We start from the raw sequence: 23,344 nt of genomic DNA on the forward strand, positions 1-23,344 counted from the left end.
CTTCACAGATCCATATAAAACCAAAATAGGGGATATTCTACGAATGTGTCCTTTATGCATTCATATTCAAATTAATTTACGGAATAAGTTAACCTTATTAACTTTTTAAACGTCATTTTTAAATATTTTAGAAATTAAGTTTCTTAATTAATAAAAACACCTTAATTTGACATATAAATAATTAATAAATTTTAATCAGAAAGTAAGAGTAAGAAATTAAAGAAAAGAAACAATTTAAATAATATTTCTTTACTTGTTTTGCAATGAAATACTCGCAAAAGGCGTAAAATAAGTCAAAAGTCAAAAAATGATATTATTAGTATAATAAGAGGATAGTTATCAAATGAAACAATTCTTTAGATGAGCAATTAAAGTATTTTAAACTAAAATTACATATAGATTAGATATTATTACTTAATAAAAAATAAAGCCGCCATCATTAACACTCATAGCAAGTAAAATGAATATAAAAACCAAACAAATAAAAATAATAAGTTTTTTATAACGAAAAAATATCAAAATATAGAAAATAATATCTTGCTGACACGATAAAGCCAGCATATATACAAAAACACTTAGGATTCATCTCAATTGAGAAATTATATTATATTCTTTAATTTAATTAGAAATAAGATAATCTAATTATGACAACATATTTAAATATCGTTAATTTGTTCTCAACAAGAATTAAAAATAAATTATAAATACAAATTAAATATGATACTCCTTTAAAGAGCATTCTTTTTAATATAGTCAATTATGGAGCAATAACAATAATATCTCGTAACTGTTATATAAAAAATACCATTATTAACGTCAAATAAAGACACCCAATTTTTATATTTAGCTATTAATAAGATTTTAAGAAAAATAAATTTAAAACAGCTCACTATTTTGACACGCAAAAGGTGTAAATATTGAATAAAAAAATAACAGAGTTTTTATCCACAACAAGACCTATTAAAATATAAAAAATGATAAATTCTATCTTTTTACGATTACAGGTAAAATAAAAGGCAAAATAAACTTAATATAAAATATTAAATATAATAACAACAAAAGAAAACTGTGAAAGAGCGCCAGTATGGCGCTTCTTTGTTATTGAATAGTGGGTAAATCAAACTTTTGGTTTATAGCTATCTTTATCGAGATCATGTTTTTTCATTCGTAAATACAGCTTTTTACGTGGAATACCCAAATAATCCGCCACATCACTAACACGTCCCGCAAATAAATATAACGCATCTTCGATTAATCGACGCTCATATTCATCCACAAGATTATCCAAAGGGCCTTCAGGTGGAATAATGGCGCGATGTTGTTCACTATCAACCATTTTCACAATGCCTACCGCATATAATTCAGCAACATTTCGTAACTCACGAATATTACCCGGCCAATCGTAACGCTTTAAAATATCGAGATAATTACGATCAATTTTCGGTACCGCAATACCGAGCCTCTGTGCACTTTGTCGTAAGAAAGCCCTAAATAACGGAATAATGTCTGGGCGTCTGGCACTTAACGGAGGCAGTGAAAAAGTGATTTGTGAAAAATAGTAATAGAATTCAGGGATTAATCGTCCTTCTGTTACCAGTTGCTGTGTATTATTTTCTAAAATCGCAATCGTTCTAAAGTGGCGCTTTCCTTGGCGTTCCATATCTAATAGATAAGAACTTAACCAGCGTTGTGCCTCAGATGATAAATCATATGGAGAACGTAAAATCAGCGTTCCTACTTCATCCGCTTCAATTTGAGCAATAACCTGTTTGATATCCGATAAATTTTGGCAATCGACTGTTTGGATAGCTTTATCACTATGCGGGCTTAATTCATGCAATAGCTGAGCAAGAAGATGACGCCCTGTTCCCATTTCCCCTTCTATCATTAAATCTTTATCGATATCGGCAATTTGTTGTACTTGCTCTCTAATCGCGGTGATTTGCGCACTGTCTCCCACTAATCGCTCTTGTGTGGTACTTATTACCGCATTCCTAAGCGAAAGAATGGATTGACGCTCTTTGTGTGCCTTCGCCACTAACTCTAAGAAAACAGGTGGATTAATCGGTTTTTCAATAAAATCATAAGCGCCTTTTTTTACCGCTTCTACTGCTAACGGTATATCGCCATGTCCTGTGATCATGATAACGGGGATACGAGAGTCAATTTGTTTAATGCGCTCTAATACTTCCATGCCATTCATTGCTGGCATATAGATATCAAGTACAACAGCACCCTGCCATTCTGGTGTTAAAAGGCTTAATGCTTTTTCTGGTGAGTCGGTTACTCTAGCAACCATTCCCGCAAGATTGAGTAAATGGCGATAAGATTCAAGAATATCTTCATCGTCATCAATTAATAAAACGTCGATATCAGGCATGTGTGATTGTGTCATCTGTAAACTCCAAAACAACCATGGCGCCACCATTTAATGTAGAGGCCAAGTAAATTTCATAACCAAACCGTTGCATAATTGAACGGCAAATGGATAACCCTAACCCAAGCCCCACATCTTTTGTGGTTGTAAATGGGGTAAATAGTTTTGGTAAAACATCTGAATTGAATCCTTTTCCACTGTCCGCGATCGCCACTAATTTTCGTTTAGGATCAACAGATAAAAGATCAATTGTGATTTGGCTTTCACCAACACCCGCAATAGCATCCATTGCATTAACAAACAAATTAACCAAGACTTGCTCAATTTGTGTCGGGTCTGCACAAATGGTTAATTCATCAGGAATATTATTCGTAATAATGCACTGCTCTCGTTTAGAACGGGACTCCACCAGCACCATCGCACTATCTACTAGCTCTTTTAATGGCGCTGAAACAAAGCTAATTTCAGACGAAGATTTACGTGAAAAATTACGCAATGCAGTAATTATTCGATTCATTCGTGCGCACAGCTTTTCAATGCGTTCGATAGAATCAGGTAATTGATCGTATTTTTCCATCTGCATAGTCAGTTTTGCACTGTATAGATAGGTGTTAATTGCAGAGAGTGGCTGATTAAGCTCATGTGCAAGGCTTGTCATCGCCTGCCCTACAACTGCCATTTTAGCTGCTTGTACTAACTCTTCTTGTGTCTGAATTAAATGTTTCTGTGCCTGTTCACGGCGCAATATCTCTTCATTTAATTGCTGGTTTTTATCCTGCAAATCTTGTGTTTTTAATGCCACCAGCCGTTGAAGCTCTAATCTGCTTAGCTCTTGGCGCGTAATATCCGTGATCGTCACAATATATTTGTGTTCATCTTTATGAGGATATTCTCGAATATTAAATTGTAAGAAATGAGGCTCACCTTCTTTTACCATCCTGATAGTACATTCACTCTGCCCTAATAAGTAAAGCTGACCACTTGAACTAAATTGCGCTTTAAGCATGGTGCTCGCCTCACCACTAAACAGTAACCAAAGTGGCTTATTATTTTGTTCTTTTCCTGTACCTAATAGTGTTGCTGCACTTGGGTTTACCGTTTCTATTCTGCCATCGTGGTGACAGGTAATTAAACTTGCATCGGTATTATTAATAAGATTTAACGCATTGCTGGTTTCAACTTCTTTCATTTGACGCCAAAATCGACGAAGCCGGCGACTTAACAGGCCAATTTCATCTTGTCCTTCAATCAGTACAGGCTCGGTTAAATGACCTTTGGCTACATGCGCTAAGTCATCACTTAGTTTATTCAATCTTGCGATAAGTCTTCTATCAATCAAGATTTTCATCACAATAATACTCAGCAATAGTGATGCAATAATGATGACTACAATAACGATTTTCCCTGTTGCCATTAGTTTGCGGGTATTATCATTAAGCTTATTTAGCGCTTCACTTGTAGCAAAAACATTACCTCTTACAGCATTATCAAATTGTGATAATTTTTCATTTAATTCAGGAGTTAATGCTTTGAGCTTTTTCTCGTTTTCCACATCATCAATCAGTGTTTGATAGATATCACCGTCATAACGGGTGATCGCAATAATCTCTTGTAATACCTGACGATGGGCAATAGTCGATGGATAGCTTTTTAGTTTCTGATTTAAGGCAATAATTTCATCAATTTTGACGCTGATATAGTGGAAAGCGACATCAATATCACGGCTATAACGTTGATGTGCAATTTCTTCAACCAAGCTGATTAATTCATTTTCTGTCGTAAACAACTCTTGTAATAAGGTTGATTCCAATAGGAGTTGTAGGCTGTTTTCCTGTACATTTTTTTCATTGATCATTTGGCTGACATGCCACTCAATTTCATTAAGGAGTGGTTTAATGTCTTCACCAACGGCGTCATGCATCCACGCTAATTGCCCTAATAATTGTGCAAGGCGGTTTTCTAATTCACGTCGTTTATCCAATAATACATCTTGTTGATTAATAAGCTCCGATAACTCATCAACAAGTTGAGTATAAAAGTCACGCTGTGGCTTTTGCTCAATAGGAAACTCACGCAAATTATCTAATAACTGATGAATTTCCTGCTGTTGTTGCTCTGAAATCGATTTTCGTTGAGTCTGTTCTCGCTCTTTTAATAGCATCTGTAAATTGGTGCTATAACGCTCCATGGTATAGCTGGTGGTTAACATCGGTAGAGACTCTCCCACTGACGCATTAATTTGTGTCGCCAGTTTTCCCCACATAAAAAAGATAACCACACCAATCAATAAGGTGAGTAAAGAACTAAAGATAAACGCCATATACAGGCGTCTACCTAGTTTGCCAAATTGTTTAGGCACTAATAATTTCATCCGTAATACCTTTCATAAAAACAGCGCTTCCTGCTGTATATTTGAACCACAAGGCGGTTAGGGTGATTTTGTCTCTTTCAATAAAACCAGTGCTTGTTCAAGCCTTTCAGCTTCTAATGTGCGCCATTGATACAGCACAGCTAATGCTTGATCAGAGTATTCTCGCTGATCGGCTTCTTTCATAAATAACGCTTGTAATGTCGGTGAATTAGCCTCTTTTTCGCTAATAAGCACTGAACTTGCTATTTTTCGCGCTTTACTGATCGCAGAAATACGTTCTGGCGTTTTATTTTCCTGTCTTTCTGCTTCGTGGATATCATTCCAAACTTGGCGCATTAAAGGAAAATTATGGGTGATCATTTGATCAAATAACGCATTAACGACTTCACTACGGCGATACGCCTCATTGCTGTTTAAAATAAATTCCGTGTTATTAGCAAGTTCATCGTTATTACGTAAAATCTCTTTGCTTAATGGGATCTTTGCCATATCACTTTTATAGATGATCTCTTGTCCTTCATCCGATAAAAGAAAGGCAATAAATTTAGCTGCGGTGTCTCTTTTACTGCTTTCGGCAACAATAGCAACATAAGCCGGTAAAATAATCGACTTATCAAAATAGCTAAATTCGACAAAATCAAAGCGTTTCTGATGATTAAAAGCGTAGTTATCGATAATTGGGCCTGCACCTACAATGCCTCTGGCGATAGCATCACTGACACGGGAACTACGTGCCGAAATCGAGGAAAGATTACCACTGGTTTCGAGTAAGATCTGCCATCCACGCTCCCAGCCGTACTCTTGTAGCACATTTTCCACCATTAATTGCATCGTGCCAGAGTTCGCTGGAGTGGTCATGGTTAAGTGCCCTTGGTAAATAGGATCACTTAAATCAACCCAACTTTTAGGTGCAGGAATACCGAGTTTTTGTAGGTATTGCGTATTACTCATAATCCCAATACCGGAATAACCAACCGTGGTTATCTTATCGTTTAAGATATCACTATGGCGCGTTAACCATTTTGGCGTTTCGTAATTTACGGGTAATCGAGCTAGTAGCCCTTCTCTATCTAGATGATGGAAAAAATTAGCCGATGACGACATCACAATATCAACTGGCTGTGTGGGATATTGTTTCATCATCCGTGTTGCAATCGCGACGCGACGATAAACCACTTGCACCTTAGTATCTGGATAACGAGCGCTAAAAGCCTCTGTAAGTGGTCGCATTGGTGTATCTGAAAGTGTCGTCAGTATAACAAGTGGCTGCTCATCACTACGCACCGGTGTGATAAACAGCCAACTAAACAGTAAACAGACGAGGCTCAGTGTTATTTTTATTCTCATGGACATACCCCTGGTTTTGTTTTGAATAAACATAAAAATGTGTCGAACTTCAAACTTCTGATATTTAGCAATATTTATTATTTTGGGCTAATGAGTCCTTAATGACTCATTTCTAACAATGATACGACGATATCTTCACTCATTTTTAAACCAACGCCTAATAGCGATGTTACAAATTTGACTCACCGATTCAGCAGAATGTGTCATCGATGACTCAAATTCCCTCTTTTGCACCAAGATGACCTAAATGAATAGCATCAGCTCTGAAAACCAAAATCAGCTTCAGACATGAATAATATTCGGAGTCATCTCTATGCTAAGTTTCTTTAAAACCAGAAAGGATCTGCCGCTAATAGAAGCGTCAAGTGAAAAGATCCGCGCAATATATAAAAAGCACCAATGGCAGGTCTTCTTTGGTCTTGTTCTTGGTTATGCCATGTTCTATGTGGTTCGTATGGCACTCGGTGTGGTGAAAAAACCTATGCTGGATGCAGGTATCGTAACCACCGCTGAACTCGGTTTAATGGGTTCTGCGTTCTTCTTTACCTACGCTTTTGGTAAGTTCTCTAACGGCTTCTTGTCAGATTATGCCAATATTGGACGCTTTATGTCCATCTCGTTGATTGCCTCATCCTTTGTTTGTATCTTCATGGGAATGTCAACGGCGAGCCTGTTCTTTATCCTATTATGGGGTATTAACGGCTGGTTCCAATCTGTCGGTTCGGCACCTTCTTGTGTCTCTATCTTCCAATGGTTCTCGCCAAAACAGCGCGGTACAGTTTATTCCATCTGGGGTGGCTCGCGTAATATCGGTGAAGCAATTACGTGGATCTTAACGGCAACCATAGTGAGCTTCTTCGGCTGGCGTGCAGGTTTTATCGGTGCAGGTATCGCAGGTATTGCTGCGGGCATCATCTTGCTGATGATTTTGAAAGATCGTCCTCGTACTTATGGCTTACCTGATCCAGCAACCGCATATGGCGAAGAGTCAGAAGCCGTTAAATCAAGCGATCCTAAAGAAACACGTCGCGCTCAGTTATTCGTATTAAAACAACCAACAGTGTGGATCATCGCAGCAGCATGTGCGGCTATGTATATCTCTCGTTATGCAATCAGTTCATGGGCCGTTCTTTACCTACAAGGTTCAAAAGGCTACTCACTGATTGATGCGGGTTTCGCCATGTCTACTTACCCAATCGCGGGTTTCTTCGGCGCAATCTTAGCGGGTATGGCTTCAGACAAACTGTTTAACGCTAACCGTCATATTCCAACTCTAATTTATGGTATCGCCAACATCGCTGGTTTTGCACTGATGTTCTGGGGTCCACAAAGCCGTGTTATGGATGCTATTGCATTAAGTATGGTTGGTTTTGCAATGGGTGGTCTGGTTGTGTTCTTAGCAGGTTTAACCGCTTGTGACCTGATGCCGAAAAACGCAGTAGGTGCAGTAAAAGGCTTTATCGGACTGTTCGCTTACATTGCAGCATCGGCTCAAGAACTGATTTCAGCATCACTGATTAAAGTCACACAAGTTGGCGATATCACTCACTACGACTTCACCACAGTACAGTATTTCTGGATTGGTTCTGCCATCGTTTCCATGATTTTAGCGACGCTAGTCTGGAATGCGAAAAAAGTTACCATGGATTAATGAATTAATTAAGTTGTCATCAAGGGATACCTTTGGGTATCCCTCTTTAAAAAGAGAATGTCATTATGCGTAAGACAAAAATTGTTGCGACTCTTGGCCCAGCTAGCTGTTCAGAACAGATGATTGAAAAGCTGATTATGGCGGGTGCTAACGTATTTCGTTTAAACTTTTCACACGGCACTCGCGAACAGCATCAGTCCACAGCCGCAACTATCCGTCAGGTCGCAGAAAAACATCGTGTATTTATCGGGATCTTAGCTGACCTGCAAGGCCCGAAAATTCGTATCGCTAACTTTAAAAATGATTCAGTTCAATTAAAACAAGGCGATAGCTTTATTCTAAATGCAGATTTAGACAGCACATTAGGCGACGAACAACAAGTTGGTTTGGACTACCCACAACTTGTTCAAGAAGTCACACCAGGGAATATTCTGTTACTTGATGATGGCAATATTCAATTACAAGTCAGCGCCGTCAATAATAATAAAATAGAGACTGTCGTTACTGTTGGAGGCAAATTATCTAACCGTAAAGGCATTAACTTACTTGGTGGTGGTTTATCTGCTCCTGCATTAACAGACAAAGATAAACAGGACATACACACAGCAGCGGCTATTCAAGCAGACTACATCGCCGTTTCATTCCCACGTAATGGTGCTGATATTGAATATGCACGAGGCTTAGTGATTGCAGCAGGGAGTCACGCCAAAATCGTTGCTAAAGTTGAACGAGCAGAAGTGGTTTCTTGTGAAGAAAACATGGATGACATCATTAAAGCATCTGATGTCATTATGGTGGCACGCGGTGATTTAGCAGTAGAAATTGGTGATGCCAGCTTACCAGGCGCACAAAAGCAACTCATTGCACGTTGTCGCGCATTAGGTTGCCCTGTTATTACCGCAACTCAAATGATGGAATCGATGATTGAAAGCCCAATGCCAACGCGTGCTGAAGTGATGGATATCGCTAATGCCGTAGGTGATGGAACGGATGCTGTGATGCTTTCAGCGGAAACGGCAGCAGGGAAATACCCTGTAGAAGCCGTTAGTGCAATGGCGCGAGTCGCTGAGGGAGCTGAGCGTTCTTTTGCAGCAAACGCAGAAAACCCATGGCAATCACCCTCTTACTATTCACAAACAGGTCGTTGGATTGCATTAGCCGCGGCAACCACAGCATTCCATGACGACAAGCATTTAAGTGTTGCCGCATTAACAGAAAATGGCAAATCAGTGACCTTATTGTCACGCTTTATGCCGAACAACAACGTATATGCATTAACAGATAATCCCGCACTTGCAGGTCAATTAACTGTATTACGTGGTGTAACACCTGTGGCTTATCAACGTCAAAATAACAATGACTGCGATGAAAGCATCATGCAAAAACTGCAAACAGAGGGATTATTAACAGACATGAATTCACTCTTGATCACCCGTTTATCAACTTTTGAGAAAACCGGTGAAAGCGATTGTTGTCATCTTGTTCCTGTAAAACAAGTTGAAGCAGCGACGGCTTGAGTGTCTTCCATCAAGGGGCTTATGAGAGAGGCAACCTGAAGTAAATAACAAGAAAAAGAGCACACCAAAATCATTTTAGCCACAAGGAGTGTGGCTATTTTTCTTTCTACTTATCGCAAGGATAAGCATCTTGTAATGCAAGAATATAAACCAATTCTATGGGTGCATTTTTTTGTTTCTGCTTAACAATGGGATTTTTATCTAAATAAGCATCAATATGCTTAACCATAAAATCTCCATTTTGTTCTATTTTAGGCGGTGGGCAATAAAGAGGACGAAAATCATCGTTATTTTGATTCTCAATTTTCACAGCAACAGCATAAAAATTCAATCCATTCGCAATACCGTTTAAATAAGCTTGTGTCACGGACTCTAATTGTTTATTAGCAGGATTATCTTGAGTAAGCAATTGTTTAACTTGAAGATAAGCACTCAGCGTTATCGCTTGTGAATACACTGGGAATAACAATAACATTCCTATTATCCCCTTTAATAACATTCCTTTTTTCATTCTAATGTTCTCTTTATTTCAATAGATATGGATTTAATTCTAGCCGTTTTATTGCGTTAAGAATATGTGCAGTGAATATATACACTGAAGATTTTTTAGAGGATCACATTGTGCAAATCAAACTCATCAAATTGTGATCATAAACTCATTTAGGATGGTTTCTAAACTAATTAGTTGGTTTATACTTTACAAAGTAAATAAAACGGTGCATAACTGTCAAACACAGACGATTTTATATAAAAAAAACATCTTTTAGTTTTGTTTCTAAACAAATGGAGTAGTAACGTGACACCGAACGTACCCAATACATTACGGCAAATGAATGCCTCGCTTGTATTAAATGTCATTCGTCATCAAGGTCCTTTGTCACGGGCTCAGATAGCCAAAATTAGCGGAATTACAAAAGCGACGGTGTCTGAAATTATTAACGATCTCCTTGAAGAAAAAATCGTTTATGAAAGCGGAGTCAGTTCGCCAGCCGGACAAGGCAGAAAAGGTATTTTAGTTAACTTCGATCCTCAACACAGTTTAGGTGTCAGCATTGACTTAGGTGGAACCAAGATAGCTTATGCGGTTTTTAACTTAGATGCCGAATTGTTGTATGAATATCAAGAACCTACCTTTGATACTGACGACCGTGATGACTTTATTACGCAATTTGCACAAAGTATTGAAAATGTGATCGAAAAAAGCGGCGTAGACCGTCAAAAGATCAATGTTATCGGTGTCGCCACACCAGGGATCATCGATATCAAAAATGGTGTTGTGCTAGAAGGCTCCCCTAACTTACCTCAATGGGATAACTTACCTTTAGCACAACAGCTTACAGAAAAACTCAATGTACCCGTTGTACTCGAAAATGATATTCGTGCAGCACTTGTGGGTGAAATGTGGAAAGGCCGCTGCCGTCATACACACAGTTGTGCACTGATTGGTATTGGCACAGGATTAGGCTCCGCCTTGCTGATGGATGGAAAAGTTATCCGCGGCGCAAACAATGCGGCTGGTGAAATCGGCTATATGATGTTTGCTCGTGATCATCTTTTTCGTAATTGGCGCAATAAAGGGTGCTTTGAGAGTTTCTGCTCCGGCTCAGGTTTAAGTGAGCGAATGGCGAGCTTGCGAGGGGAAAATCTTAGTGCGATTGAGATTATTCAAGCCTCACAACAAGGTGATCCGCTTGCTCAATCCTTAGTTGAGGAAATGGCAGATTATCTTGCTATCGGCATTATGAATTTAGTCGCCATTGCAAATCTGGAAAAAGTGGTATTAACAGGCGGGATCACCCGTTCTGCTGACACCTTTTTACCGCGTGTTCAGGCAAATCTAGATAGACATTTATTTGCTAACACCAAAGTGAATATCGAGCTTTCTGAATTATGGGAAAAAGGCCCGCTTTATGGCATTGCTATTCTCGCCTTAGCTACGGTTTATCCATCAATTCAATTTATGCCCGAGATCCAATTGAGATAACCCTAATAAAAAAGTCTTTAAACGAGATGGGAGCGACTCATGGCAGGAATACATCTTCACCCACATGATATTTTAGACGAAGGCATGCCCGCTATTCTTCAACGCCTTGACGGTATGAAGCATGTTGAGCATTTATTTGTCGAAATTAATACGATTTTTGAACGTAACCCTTACCCTGTTGGCGATCTGCCTCATAACCCTATTCATAATATGGTTATGGGAACAGGTACATTACACATCAATACTCATACCGATTTTCCTCGTCTAAGCCAACGTGTTGATCCCACAATTTTATCGGGTGCAGATCCGCTAATGACGATAAAAAAAGCCACTGATGGTGGAAAATATAAAGTCATTCCATGGGCTAATATTCTTAATGGCGACTTCATCGGGGATGTAGAACATAATCAAGTAGTGGACTTTAAAGGCCGTCCACAAGCGCATTGGCTCTGTCCTAACGCCCCCGATGTTGCACAACTTTGGCAAAAGACATTCACAGCATTAAAACAAAACTACGGTTATGACACCTTTTTAATTGATCGAATTCGATTCCCTGATTGGGCAGGCAAAGAAGTGAATCCAGCAGGGCTATTTACCTGTTTTTGCCCTCACTGTGAAAAGAAAATGGTGCAACAAGGTTTACCCGTTAATAAAATCAAACATCGCCTTGCTGCTTTAGCTGATTCATTAAAACAAGGGGATTTCGAAACGCCTGTTACCGCATTAAAAGAAGAACCTCTGTTAAAAGCATGGCAACTATTTCGCCAACAAAGTGTGACTCAATTGGTTGAAAGATTACTGTCTGATGCAAAACAAACAGCAGGTGGAATTACGTTATGGCTCGATTTGTGGCCACCCGCTTACAGTTGGATCTTAGGTCAGAACTATCATGAATTAACGCGTTATTCTTCAACACTCAAACATTTCCCTTATCATAAATTAGGGGGTGGTGCAGATGTTCAAGGGTTAATTAATCATTTTGCTCATGATAGTGAAAGCCAAGAGCGTGCATTTACTGCGTTTAAACGTTTATTTGAACTACCTTATGATATTTCATATGAAACCTTTAAACAGCAAGGCTTCCCTATTCACTTTGTTGCAGAACAAAATAATAAAGTTCGCCAGCTTTCACAGCCAAATACCTTTATTTATAGCGGTATTCAAATGTGGAATTTACCAGCCTCTCAATTAATTGAAGCGGTTATTGCTGCAGAAGAAAGTGCATGTGATTCTCTGCTTTATTATTGCTACGGATGGGCGACGCAAGAATTATTTGATGCGATTGGTGAACACAATACACCTAATAATAACTCTTATAACAACAACACAGTTAAAAAATAATACACCGTGGAAAATCAGGATCAAATTATGGCTAAACAACAAAAATGGAAAGTTTTTTTCCTTCTGTTTGTCACGATGTTTTTACTCGGTGGCATTCAAAATACAAAAGGGCTTATTCTCGAACAGGTTCAACATGATATTTCATTAAATATGAGCCAAGTAGGCTCATTAATTACCTTTTTCCAAATCGGCTTTTTAGTCGCCAGTTTATTAACGGGCTATTTTACCGATAAGAAAGGGTTAAAAGTCATGATGTTTATTGGCTCATTAATGATGGCTGTCGGTTTAACAGGAACCAGCCTTGCTTTCAATGTGATGCTATTTTTTGGCTTTTATCTGGTGATTGGTTTAGGGATTGGCTCGATGCTTGTCTCTATCGTGACGGTTATTCCGACTTTCTATAAAGAGAAAGCAGGGATGATGTTTAACGTCTCTAACGCCATGTTTGGTGTAGGGATGATTGTCACCCCACTTATTTTACAATATCTCTTCTCACACTCTATTTCATGGCGTACCTTTTATGTGGGTGTTGCTGTTATTGTTGCTGTGATTATTTTAGTATTAAGCACCTTAAAAATAGAAAGTAGCGCACAAGTCGATATGAAATTCAGTGACTTTTTAGAGTTACTGACACAAAAGTCACTGTTACTGGTTATTTTATTTATCACTTTATATGTTGCCGCCGAAGCCGCGTTCTTAAACTTCTTCCCTATTTTCTATACCTCTATGGATATTGGGAATATGAGCAATGCGCAAAAAGCAGAAACAGCGGCTTATGTTATTTCTAGTTTTGCTTTCTTATTTACCATCGGTCGCTTTATTGGTGGCTTTATTAACCTTGCATTAGGTGATCGCAAAACGCTTATTCTGTTCTCACTGTTCTCTCTGATAGCCATTATTGTCAGCCGTATTTTTGTGCAAGATGTTGTTTATCTATTTATGGTGTTTGGTTTTGCATTATCTGTTCTATTTCCAACAGCCGCAGCGGTTGCTACAAAATTAACCAGCAAAAGTGGCTCGGTGATGGGACTTATTTATGTTGCTTCAGGATTGGGCGGAGCCTTAGCTGGTTCATTAATCGGTCAGGTTTCAGAAAGCTATAATGTTTCTGTTGGCTTTAACCTAATTATCGTATTCGTCGCCCTCTTCTTTATTATTTCTCTGTTTATTAGAGAACAAAAACAATAACAACGACGTATTATGCCTCTAAAATTTACCCCTCTGCATGAGGGGTTTTTTATTTCTCTTGCAATATCCTAAGACGCATTTCCCCTTTCTCTCTGTTGATTTTTTCACCAAAGCCCCAATAATAATGTTTATATTCACTGTTAAAGTAGGAGAATATGATGGCAAGTGGATGGGCTAATGATAGTGCTGTTCAAGAGCAAATCGATGCCACCATTGATGATGCAATTGCAAGAGCTCGCAATCAAATGACACACGGCGAAAGCGCTGCGTTTTGTGATGAGTGCGGTGAGCCAATCTCTGTGGCTCGGCAAAAAGCCGTTCCTGGCGTACGTTATTGTTTAAATTGCCAAGAGGTAATTGATAAAAAGAATAATGCCTTTAGTGGATATAATCGCCGTGGTAGTAAAGATAGCCAACTCAGATAATCTGCAACTATTATCATATAAAACAAAAACTGTACCTTAATATGAGTTTCCTCTACTAAAGTACAGTTTGTTTTATTTAATCAGACAAGGATTTAATTAGATTTTTGCAGCCTTTTTCCAGCTCATATTTTGACTCATTTCAGTTAAAATCTTCATGAAATTATCAATATGTGCGCGTTCAGTATTTGGGTTCATAAATACCGCTTTTTCACCTGGAAGATAAATATAACGGTTATTTTTTGCATATTTAGAACAAGCAATAGAATCAACCCAGTTAGTAAATAAGCCTTCTCTACCGCGCTGTAAGAAAAGTTTTCTATGCCACTGAGTATTGTGAACCATAAAATCATACGCTTCTTTGTCTGTAGCGCACGTTAACTCTAGATCAAAAGCAACATTAGGATCTTTCACTAAGTTTGGATCATACAATTTAAAGCCAACACTTGGCCCTTGGTTTTGTGGCACGATCACTTTTGCATTGCCCATCTCTAATAACTGATGGCGCATATAGTTCGCGTTTTGCAAACAGTGGGCAATAATAGTTTGGTAACCTTCAATGCCCATATAGTGCATCGCAGAATAAGCACCAAAAATACCCACACCACTACGTGTACATTCAATAGTTGATTGTAAGTGGGTTTGACCTTCTAATTCGTGCTCAAAATAGGTGAAGTTTTCAGGATCGTTTTCCAGTGCAACGAAGTCATTACCATTTTTCACTAGTACTAAGCTTGAGGTGTAAGGTACATATCCCCATTTGTGGAAGTCGATAGTGATAGAGTCGGCATATTTCAGATGTTTGAATTTCTCAACGTTCTGGCGTAAGCCTTCTAAAGTGACATCATTAATTGCTAGAGGGTTACCGCTAAAGTCATATTCTAAGAAGAAAATAATCGGCCAACCAACGGCAGCATCAACGTGGACATGTGGCTTAACAGGGATCTCAAATTCTTCACATAAGCGGTCACGTAATTCACAAACACCTTTCACATCATCGACACCAAAGGTATCTGTTGTGCCTGTGGTTAACATGATAGTTGGCACTTTACACTTAACAGTAAAGCAAGCTCTTAATTCACGCTCTAAGTGTTCTAGATTAATCGTATTATCTTCAGATACTTTAATACGGATCGTTTTGTTATCGACATCAACACCTAATAGTGCAAGGTTGGTCATGTTTGAATAGTGACCACCTTGAGAGTTAATAATGCGATAGTCTTGATCTGCTGCCATACCTAAATGTTTAGAATTTGGCATAGATTTGCGTAAGCCAAAAAGATAACCATATAAGTTACACATGGTGCCACCTTGAGTGAATACACCAGAGGCAACTTCAGGATCGTATCCCACTAATTTTGCGACTTTTTTGATCGTCACTTTTTCTAACGCATCAGCAACACCTGAATATTCGCAATACACCATATTAGGATTGCCCATTAATCCTAAGATTGATCCATAAACACCTGGATCACTTGGCATCGCAATAACGTTTTCAACAGCTAGTGGGTTTTCCCAGTTTTTACACAGTGTCGAAACTAACATCAGTAATTCATTAGGATCGTTTTCTGGGTAATTAATGTTTTGTTGGATTTGTGTATCTGCCATTAAACGTTCAAGTAATTGTGGCCCATTAGAATAACGCTGTAATTGGTCATTATCATTAGTCGTTGTTTTTCTAAACTGTGTAATCGATTGGATGGTTTTATCCTGAAATATCGGCCAATACTTCGGATCTCGGCTGAAAAAGTGAGCAATAACGTCGTGGTATTTCTTCTCAAATTCCGCATTTAGAATGTTAGCAGAAGATAGACCTAATAAATCTTGATTTTTCACTATATTCTCCAAATAGAAACCGACAAAATTTTAAATTGATTGCATAGCAATACTATACATTTTCTAATTAAATTAGTTAGTGCTTCATGCGATCGCATAGGTTCTGCTGGCAACCACATAAAACAAAATATTTTATTTAATATCAATACAATAGAAATTTTCGGAAAGTTAAATTTACAGATGTGATTATTTCATTTATATGCTTATGTGACTGACATCACAATGAAAATAAAGATAAAAACAAAAATAATCACCTGCAATACTATTAACTATTTGAAATATAATCAAAATATAACAATAGAATGCTAACCAACTGATATTACTGAACTCTTAATTTAATTAATTGAATTAATCTGTTATTTCTACAATTGGCACAGTGAAAATTACATTTAATTTAATTAAAAAGAACAAAATCAAAAGAAATCACTATGACATTTTCCATAATTAGCAAATTAATTCTAATTTTAACTATTATTAGATATAAAATATTGGATAAGGCTGGTTTGGCAGATAACATTCAATGAAAAAATAAACAAAGAAATTATCACAGTTGATTATTCTGGAAATAAAGCAAATATTGGTTAAAATGAAAATTAGTAACTTGGCTAAATAATCAGAATATTTACTCTACATATTTTGTTTTCTTTGCCGATACTTAAAGTAATAGAGTAGGTAATTAACGGAGAACACAATATGAAAGCACATATGGCTGTTGTTGCTGTATTCGTATTATTATACGCAAGTGTCCATGCTGAAGAATTTACCTGCCAACTTGAAAATGGTAAGTATGTCAGTGTATCCGCTGAACAGGGAAAACCCCCTGTGTATCGTTATGGCACACTTGCTAAAACAGAGATAACACTACCAGTACCTCAACAACCCAATAATAATGTCTTTTACGGGCATCAGATGTTTGTTGCAGGGGCATCGACTTATGTTCGATTTAAGAATGGGAACTACAGCTACGTTGTTTACGACGGTGAAGGTAGAGGATGGCAATTTAATGGTGTTATTGTTTATAAAGACAATAATATTATCAGTAAAAAAGAGTGCAAAGGGCCATTAACACCAATGTCTGGATAATTTAAAAAATTACTCAATTAAAATGGATCCTTATTTAGAAACCTATATTTATGCACCTTAATTTGCCATATTATTGATTAGACATAAAAAAACCCAATTCAAAGAATTGGGTTTTTACTATTATTAAGCAACGAGATGTATTGATTAGTCTTCTAATAACAGAACAGATTCTAATGCAATTTCAATCATTTCGTTAAAAGTCGTTTGACGCTCTTCTGCTGTAGTTTGTGTCCCTTTTTTGATGTGATCAGAGACAGTACAGATAGTCAGTGCTCTTGCACCATATTCAGCAGCAACACCATAGATACCAGCAGCTTCCATTTCAACACCAAGGATGCCGTATTTTTCCATAACATCAAACATTTCTGGATCTGGAGAGTAGAACAGATCAGCAGAGAAGATATTACCAACACGAACTTTAATATCTTTTGCTTTAGCTGCAGATACTGCATTTTGAACTAATTCAAAATCTGCAATAGCGGCAAAGTCTTGGTCTTTGAAACGTAGACGGTTAACTTTAGAGTCTGTACATGCACCCATACCGATAACAACGTCACGTAGTTCAACGTCTGGTAATACCGCACCACATGAGCCCACACGGATGATCACTTTTACGCCGAAATCAGTAATTAATTCTTTTGCGTAAATTGAGCAAGAAGGAATACCCATACCGTGACCCATAACAGAAATCTTACGGCCTTTATACGTACCTGTAAAACCTAACATGCCACGAACGTTATTTACTTGACGGACATCTTGTAAAAAAGTTTCAGCGATGTATTTAGCACGAAGCGGGTCGCCCGGCATTAAAACGACATCAGCAAAATCGCCCATTTCTGCGTTAATATGAGGGGTAGCCATAACTCTTCCTTTTAATTGATCTTTTTACTATTTAAATATTATTCGGTAGGTATATTGCTATACCTACCGAAATAAAATTAGAACATCGCTTTACCGTAATCGACTGGTGATAAACCGAAGTATTTCACAACAGTTTGACCGATATCCGCGAAGGTTTCACGATGACCTAATGAACCTGGTTTAACTTTAGGACCATAAACCAGAACAGGAATGTGCTCACGAGTATGATCAGAACCTGGCCAAGTTGGGTCGCAACCGTGGTCTGCGGTTAAAATAAGAATGTCATCTTCTTTTACCAGTTCCATCAGTTCTGGTAAGCGACGATCGAATAACTCAAGTGCTTCACCATAACCTACAGCATCACGACGGTGACCGTAAGAGGAGTCAAAATCAACAAAGTTGGTAAAGACGATAGTGTTATCACCCGCAAGTTTCATTTCTTCAAGTGTCGCATCAAACAGAGCATCAATACCCGTTGCTTTCACTTTCTTAGTGATACCTACGTTTGCGTAGATGTCAGCAATTTTACCGATAGAAACAACGTGGCCTTGTTTTTCATCAACCAGTTTTTTCAACATAGTTGGTGCTGGTGGCTCAACCGCTAAATCATGACGGTTACCTGTACGAGCGAAGTTACCTGGTTTGTCACCGATAAATGGACGCGCAATAACACGACCAATGTTGTAATCGCCTTTGTTTAGTTCATCACGAGCAATTTCACACAGCTCATATAATTCATCTAAACCGTAAGTTTCTTCATGACATGCAATTTGGAATACAGAGTCAGCAGAGGTATAGAAAATCGGCTTACCAGTTTTCATATGCTCTTCACCCAGTTCATCCAGAATCACTGTACCAGATGCGTGGCAGTTACCTAAGTATCCAGGTAATTTGGCACGTTTAACGATGTTTTCTAACAGCTCTTGTGGGAATGAATTTTTCAGTTCTTTGAAGTATCCCCAATCAAATAGAACAGGAACACCTGCGATTTCCCAGTGGCCTGACGGAGTATCTTTACCAGAAGAGATTTCACTCGCGTAGCCATAAGCACCGATAATATCTGCGTTTTTGTCTAAACCGATAGGGAATTTACCTGTTGATTCTTCCGCAGCTTTACCTAAACCTAAACGGCAAAGATTAGGTAAATGAAGAGGACCTTTACGGCCGTCTCTATCTGCTTTACCGTCAGCAAACGCTTGTGCGATATGCCCTAAAGTGTCTGAACCTTGGTCACCGAATTTCTCCGCATCACCGGCAGCACCGATACCGAAGGAATCTAATACCATGATATGTACACGTTTCATAATTCTCTCTCCTGTGTCATTCTCCGTAGGCTACGGATATGTCACTTATAAATCGTAATTGAGTTCTTATTCGCTGATTTGGCGGTACACCATTGGTGAAGCTTCGCGTTTGCTGTCACCAATTACCATCGCTTTACGGACTTCAGCCGCAGCTTCTTGCCATGACTTTTCACTGTTAGCATGGATCATTGCTAAAGGTGTATCTGTATTGATCTCAGCACCAAGTGCTGCGATGTCGCTTAAGCCAACACTGTAATCAATAGCATCAGTCGCTTTACGGCGACCACCACCTAATGTCACAACAGACATACCTAATGCACGTGTATCCATCTCTGTGATGAATCCGGTTTTCTCAGCGAATACAGGTTTACTTAATACCGCAGTTGGCAGGTATTTATTGTAGTTTTCAACAAAATCAGTTGGGCCTTTCTGTGCTGCAACCATACGACCAAAGACTTCTGCTGCTTTACCGTTATCCAACACATCTTGCAGTTTTTGGCGAGCTTGTTGACGATCATCCGCTAAACGACCTGATACTAACATTTCAACACACAGCGCCATAGTGACTTCAAATAGACGTGGATTACGATATTCGCCTGTTAAGAATTGAACCGCTTCACGAACTTCAACCGCATTACCTGCGCTAGAAGCTAATACTTCGTTCATATCAGTTAACAGTGCAGTGGTTTGACAGCCAGCGCCATTTGCTACTTGGACAATTGACTCAGCCAGCTCTTCCGATTTTTGATAAGTCGGCATAAAAGCACCCGAGCCAACTTTAACGTCCATCACTAATGCATCTAAGCCTTCAGCTAATTTTTTACCTAAAATAGATGCAGTGATAAGCGGGATTGAATCAACTGTAGCAGTAATATCACGGGTAGCATAAAAGCGTTTGTCAGCAGGTGCTAATGAATTAGTTTGTCCAATGATGGCAACGCCGACATTGCGAATAATGTCGCGGAATTTCTCATCATCAGGGAAAATATCAAAGCCCGGTATTGCTTCAAGCTTATCTAATGTTCCGCCTGTGTGGCCTAATCCACGACCAGAAATCATAGGAACATAACCACCACAAGCAGCAACCATTGGCCCTAACATCAGTGAAGTAACATCACCCACACCACCGGTTGAATGTTTATCAACAATTGGGCCATTTAAGTTTAGGCTTTTCCAGTTCAGTACTGAACCGGAATCACGCATAGCTAATGTCAAAGCAACACGCTCTGGCATTGTCATGTCGTGGAAATAAATAGTCATTGCTAAGGCAGCAATTTGACCTTCAGAAACAGTATTATCTCTGACGCCATTAATGAAAAAACGAATTTCTTCCTCAGTTAAAGGATGACCATCACGCTTTTTACGAATAATCTCTTGGGCAAGAAACACTGCAACCTCCTGGTTTTATAGCATTGGTAACGCCCACAATAACGAAAAGTGGGCGTATTTCACGAATGGATTAGTAACCACTAGACGATTTTTGTTCGCCATGACCTAAAGTGGCTAATAAATTACCTAACAGGCTTGACGCACCAAAGCGGAAGTGACGGGCATCAACCCAGTTGTCACCCATAATGCGGTTAGCTAATGCAAGGTATTGAGCAGCTTCTTCAGCGGTACGTACACCACCCGCTGGTTTGAAACCAACTTCTTTGCCAACACCCATATCGTGGATCACTTGGATCATTAACTCAGCGCTTTCCAGTGTTGCATTTACAGGTACTTTACCTGTGGAAGTTTTAATAAAGTCAGCACCTGCTTTGATTGAAATTTCAGATGCTTTACGGATAAGCGCTGGATCTTTCAGCTCACCCGTTTCAATAATTACTTTCAGTAAAGCACCCGCGTCTGCGCAAGCTTCTTTACATGCTTTAACGATATCAAAACCGATTTGCTCGTTACCTGCCATAAATGCACGGTAAGGGAAAACTACGTCAACCTCATCTGCGCCATAAGCTAATGCCGCGTTGGTTTCTGCTAATGTGATATCTAAATCATCATTACCATGAGGGAAGTTAGTTACGGTTGCGATACGGACTTCTGGAGTACCCTGTTCGCGTAACACTTTACGTGCTAACGGAATAAAACGTGGATAGATACAAATAGCGGCTGTATTCCCTTCAGGGCTTTTAGCCTGATGACACAATGCAGTCACTTTTGCATCAGTGTCGTCATCATTTAATGTAGTTAAATCCATCAAAGACAGCGCAAGGCGCGCTGCAGCGGTTAAATCTGTCATAAAACTCTCCAACGATGTTTCTCAAGCCCTTTTGGGCGTACGCTTAAGGTTAGCGATTAAATTTGTTGGCGAGCGGACTTGGTTCCTTGAAGATGTTGTTGTAACTTGCGCTACAACGACAGCTGAGCTCCCTCTCACCGCGCTATGCTCACTTCGGCGACCCGTCATTGAGCCTTCGCCATTCCATGAAGTTTCAGCACATCTTATTTGAACACGCTAAGGAACAATTAGATGTGCTTTACGTCACACTAATCAAATGCAACTTGCAAACAATGACATGTAAGTGTGACCAACATCACAATTAGGTCATTTTCTGGTTTAATGTTACTCGAATAACGCCTCTAAGTCGTCTTTATAACGCAAAAAAAGCGAGATCAATATGAAATGATATCGCTATTGACCCTATTCAATACAAATTGCGAAATATCTCTCACAATAAAAGTAGTTAACATTACAGCAGAAAACAAACATAAAAGAGCAGACAGGCAAAACCCATCTGCTCTTTATAATCAAAATCAATTAAGCAGCAACAACAGCCATTGCGGTTAATGCAAAGAAGAAACCTGCAATCGTCGCACTCATTAAGTTAGAGAGTGTACCAGCAAGTACGGCTTTCATCCCTAAACGAGCCACGTCTTTACGGCGATTTGGAGCCATTCCGCCTAAACCACCTAGCAGTACAGCAACGGAAGAGAGGTTAGCAAAACCGCACAGTGCAAAGGAGATAATTATCTTTGTTTGCTCTGATAAGATGATTAAGCCTGATGCAGCAACTTGAGCTTCATCTTGTAGATATTTGCTAAATTCAGAGTAAGCATAGAATTCATTAATAACTAGTTTTTGACCAATAAATGAGCCAGCAACGGTCGCTTCACTCCAAGGTACACCGATTAAGAAAGCAATAGGTGCAAAAACCCAACCTAATACTAATTCTAATGAGAAATTCTCATAACCAAACCAGCCACCAATGCCACCTAAGATACCATTGACTAATGCAATTAACGCAACGAAAGCAAGTAACATAGCACCGACGTTAAGTGCCAGTTGTAGACCTGAAGATGCGCCAGCTGCGGCCGCATCAATAATATTTGCTGGTTTTTCTTCATCGATCATTTTATCCAGCGCATCTTTTTGATCGTCTGGCGTTTCTGTTTCAGGGATCAACAGCTTAGCAAAGAGTAAACCACCTGGTGCTGCCATAAATGATGCCGTAATCAAATACTCTAATGGCACACCCATGCTTGCATATCCAGCAAGAACAGAACCCGCAACAGAAGCAAGACCACCACACATAACAGCGAATAACTCAGAGGTTGTCATTCTTGCAATATAAGGACGAACAACAAGCGGAGCTTCGGTCTGACCCACAAAGATATTGGCTGTTGCAGACATCGATTCTGTGCGTGATGTACCAAGGACTTTTTGTAAACCACCACCAAGAATCTTAATCACAATTTGCATAATGCCGAGGTAATACAGCACAGCAATTAAAGAGGAGAAAAACACGATAACAGGCAGTACGCGTAGGGCGAATACGAAACCGCCACCACCAAACAACTCGAACATTTTATCTGATACTAGGCCTGCAAATAGGAAGCTCATCCCATTATTGCCGTAATCAATAACATTCTTAACACCATCAGAAACCGCAAGAAGCACTTCGCGACCACCGTCGGAATAAAGAACAAATGCACCTAAGCCAATCTGAATAAGGAATGCGCCACCAACTGTACGTAGTCTAATTGCACGTCGATTGCTGGAAAATAGAATGGCTATCAATATTAATGTTGCCATTCCGACCAAGCTCATAATGAGTTGCATTG

Annotated in this window: 17 protein-coding genes; 7 read left to right on the forward strand and 10 right to left on the reverse strand. The window is 39.0% G+C overall.

Features of this window, described 5'->3' with window-relative positions; translation table 11 throughout:
• Positions 1–1,117: 1,117 nt before the first annotated feature.
• From ACNARN_RS11910 to ACNARN_RS11920, 3 genes are read right to left on the reverse strand one after another with little or no spacing between them, the layout of a single operon-like run.
• Positions 1,118–2,395 (reverse strand): sigma-54-dependent transcriptional regulator, encoded by a 1,278-nt coding sequence (locus tag ACNARN_RS11910; RefSeq protein ID WP_196532842.1) that lies wholly within the window; start codon positions 2,393–2,395, stop codon positions 1,118–1,120.
• Positions 2,373–4,748 (reverse strand): ATP-binding protein, encoded by a 2,376-nt coding sequence (locus ACNARN_RS11915; protein WP_198620716.1) that lies wholly within the window; start codon positions 4,746–4,748, stop codon positions 2,373–2,375. The genes ACNARN_RS11910 and ACNARN_RS11915 overlap by 23 nt, the downstream gene beginning before the upstream one ends.
• 57 nt (positions 4,749–4,805) lie before the next feature.
• Positions 4,806–6,095 carry an ABC transporter substrate-binding protein gene (locus ACNARN_RS11920; protein ID WP_109372977.1) on the reverse strand — a complete coding sequence of 430 codons (1,290 nt, stop codon included), beginning with the start codon at positions 6,093–6,095 and terminating at the stop codon, positions 4,806–4,808.
• A 313-nt stretch (positions 6,096–6,408) separates the two neighbouring features.
• Here ACNARN_RS11920 and ACNARN_RS11925 point away from each other — a divergent pair, with 313 nt between their 5' ends.
• Positions 6,409–7,746, forward strand: a complete 1,338-nt coding sequence (locus tag ACNARN_RS11925; RefSeq protein WP_151436087.1) for an MFS transporter — start codon at positions 6,409–6,411, stop codon at positions 7,744–7,746.
• 65 nt (positions 7,747–7,811) lie between these two features.
• Positions 7,812–9,263 (forward strand): pyruvate kinase, encoded by a 1,452-nt coding sequence (pyk, locus tag ACNARN_RS11930; protein ID WP_349442874.1) that lies wholly within the window; start codon positions 7,812–7,814, stop codon positions 9,261–9,263.
• 106 nt (positions 9,264–9,369) lie between these two features.
• Here the strand turns inward: pyk and ACNARN_RS11935 are convergent, their stop codons facing one another.
• Positions 9,370–9,774 carry a Rap1a/Tai family immunity protein gene (locus ACNARN_RS11935; protein ID WP_198620714.1) on the reverse strand — a complete coding sequence of 135 codons (405 nt, stop codon included), beginning with the start codon at positions 9,772–9,774 and terminating at the stop codon, positions 9,370–9,372.
• Between the two features lie 285 nt (positions 9,775–10,059).
• On the opposite strand from ACNARN_RS11935, the gene ACNARN_RS11940 reads away from it, so the two are divergent.
• The 4 genes from ACNARN_RS11940 to ACNARN_RS11955 all read left to right on the forward strand — a co-directional run bounded on the left by ACNARN_RS11940 (position 10,060) and on the right by ACNARN_RS11955 (position 14,201).
• The gene (locus ACNARN_RS11940) at positions 10,060–11,247 is read left to right on the forward strand and encodes an ROK family transcriptional regulator (RefSeq protein WP_285714945.1); all 1,188 of its coding nucleotides are present in this window, start codon (positions 10,060–10,062) and stop codon (positions 11,245–11,247) included.
• 39 nt (positions 11,248–11,286) lie between these two features.
• Positions 11,287–12,588, forward strand: a complete 1,302-nt coding sequence (locus ACNARN_RS11945) for a hypothetical protein (RefSeq protein ID WP_416304493.1) — start codon at positions 11,287–11,289, stop codon at positions 12,586–12,588.
• Between the two features lie 27 nt (positions 12,589–12,615).
• Complete coding sequence (locus ACNARN_RS11950) at positions 12,616–13,776, forward strand: MFS transporter (protein WP_099660231.1); 1,161 nt, start codon at positions 12,616–12,618, stop codon at positions 13,774–13,776.
• Positions 13,777–13,934: 158 nt separating this feature from the next.
• Positions 13,935–14,201: a DksA/TraR family C4-type zinc finger protein gene (locus tag ACNARN_RS11955; protein ID WP_198620711.1), complete on the forward strand. Its 267-nt coding sequence runs from the start codon at positions 13,935–13,937 to the stop codon at positions 14,199–14,201.
• 96 nt (positions 14,202–14,297) lie between these two features.
• Here the strand turns inward: ACNARN_RS11955 and ACNARN_RS11960 are convergent, their stop codons facing one another.
• Positions 14,298–16,034, reverse strand: a complete 1,737-nt coding sequence (locus ACNARN_RS11960; protein ID WP_198620710.1) for a pyridoxal phosphate-dependent decarboxylase family protein — start codon at positions 16,032–16,034, stop codon at positions 14,298–14,300.
• Between the two features lie 693 nt (positions 16,035–16,727).
• Between ACNARN_RS11960 and ACNARN_RS11965 the strand changes: the two genes are divergently transcribed.
• Positions 16,728–17,117, forward strand: a complete 390-nt coding sequence (locus ACNARN_RS11965) for a hypothetical protein (protein WP_416304494.1) — start codon at positions 16,728–16,730, stop codon at positions 17,115–17,117.
• A gap of 144 nt (positions 17,118–17,261) precedes the next feature.
• Here ACNARN_RS11965 and deoD read toward each other — a convergent pair whose 3' ends face one another.
• The 5 genes from deoD to ACNARN_RS11990 form a co-directional block, all read right to left on the reverse strand.
• Positions 17,262–17,978 (reverse strand): purine-nucleoside phosphorylase, encoded by a 717-nt coding sequence (gene deoD / locus ACNARN_RS11970; RefSeq protein ID WP_100158856.1) that lies wholly within the window; start codon positions 17,976–17,978, stop codon positions 17,262–17,264.
• A gap of 77 nt (positions 17,979–18,055) precedes the next feature.
• Positions 18,056–19,282: a phosphopentomutase gene (gene deoB / locus ACNARN_RS11975; RefSeq protein ID WP_099074519.1), complete on the reverse strand. Its 1,227-nt coding sequence runs from the start codon at positions 19,280–19,282 to the stop codon at positions 18,056–18,058.
• A gap of 66 nt (positions 19,283–19,348) precedes the next feature.
• Positions 19,349–20,671: a thymidine phosphorylase gene (deoA, locus tag ACNARN_RS11980; protein WP_198620708.1), complete on the reverse strand. Its 1,323-nt coding sequence runs from the start codon at positions 20,669–20,671 to the stop codon at positions 19,349–19,351.
• A 70-nt stretch (positions 20,672–20,741) separates the two neighbouring features.
• A complete protein-coding gene (gene deoC / locus ACNARN_RS11985) occupies positions 20,742–21,521 on the reverse strand; it encodes a deoxyribose-phosphate aldolase (RefSeq protein WP_416304495.1) in 780 nt (259 codons plus the stop codon).
• Positions 21,522–22,040: 519 nt separating this feature from the next.
• Complete coding sequence (locus ACNARN_RS11990) at positions 22,041–23,342, reverse strand: NupC/NupG family nucleoside CNT transporter (protein ID WP_416304496.1); 1,302 nt, start codon at positions 23,340–23,342, stop codon at positions 22,041–22,043.
• Between the last annotated feature and the right edge of the window lie 2 nt (positions 23,343–23,344).

The organism is Proteus sp. TSJ240517, from assembly GCF_047921575.1.
GTDB lineage: Bacteria > Pseudomonadota > Gammaproteobacteria > Enterobacterales > Enterobacteriaceae > Proteus.

Excerpts from the sequence above, each read along its gene's own strand:
- ACNARN_RS11910 (WP_196532842.1), bottom strand. The coding sequence starts at position 2,395 with ATGACACAATCACACATGCCTGATATCGACGTTTTATTAATTGATGAC.
- ACNARN_RS11915 (WP_198620716.1), bottom strand. The coding sequence starts at position 4,748 with ATGAAATTATTAGTGCCTAAACAATTTGGCAAACTAGGTAGACGCCTG.
- ACNARN_RS11920 (WP_109372977.1), bottom strand. The coding sequence starts at position 6,095 with ATGAGAATAAAAATAACACTGAGCCTCGTCTGTTTACTGTTTAGTTGG.
- ACNARN_RS11925 (WP_151436087.1), top strand. The coding sequence starts at position 6,409 with ATGCTAAGTTTCTTTAAAACCAGAAAGGATCTGCCGCTAATAGAAGCG.
- pyk (WP_349442874.1), top strand. The coding sequence starts at position 7,812 with ATGCGTAAGACAAAAATTGTTGCGACTCTTGGCCCAGCTAGCTGTTCA.
- ACNARN_RS11935 (WP_198620714.1), bottom strand. The coding sequence starts at position 9,774 with ATGAAAAAAGGAATGTTATTAAAGGGGATAATAGGAATGTTATTGTTA.
- ACNARN_RS11945 (WP_416304493.1), top strand. The coding sequence starts at position 11,287 with ATGGCAGGAATACATCTTCACCCACATGATATTTTAGACGAAGGCATG.
- ACNARN_RS11950 (WP_099660231.1), top strand. The coding sequence starts at position 12,616 with ATGGCTAAACAACAAAAATGGAAAGTTTTTTTCCTTCTGTTTGTCACG.
- ACNARN_RS11955 (WP_198620711.1), top strand. The coding sequence starts at position 13,935 with ATGGCAAGTGGATGGGCTAATGATAGTGCTGTTCAAGAGCAAATCGAT.
- ACNARN_RS11965 (WP_416304494.1), top strand. The coding sequence starts at position 16,728 with ATGAAAGCACATATGGCTGTTGTTGCTGTATTCGTATTATTATACGCA.
- deoD (WP_100158856.1), bottom strand. The coding sequence starts at position 17,978 with ATGGCTACCCCTCATATTAACGCAGAAATGGGCGATTTTGCTGATGTC.
- deoB (WP_099074519.1), bottom strand. The coding sequence starts at position 19,282 with ATGAAACGTGTACATATCATGGTATTAGATTCCTTCGGTATCGGTGCT.
- deoC (WP_416304495.1), bottom strand. The coding sequence starts at position 21,521 with ATGACAGATTTAACCGCTGCAGCGCGCCTTGCGCTGTCTTTGATGGAT.
- ACNARN_RS11990 (WP_416304496.1), bottom strand. The coding sequence starts at position 23,342 with ATGCAACTCATTATGAGCTTGGTCGGAATGGCAACATTAATATTGATA.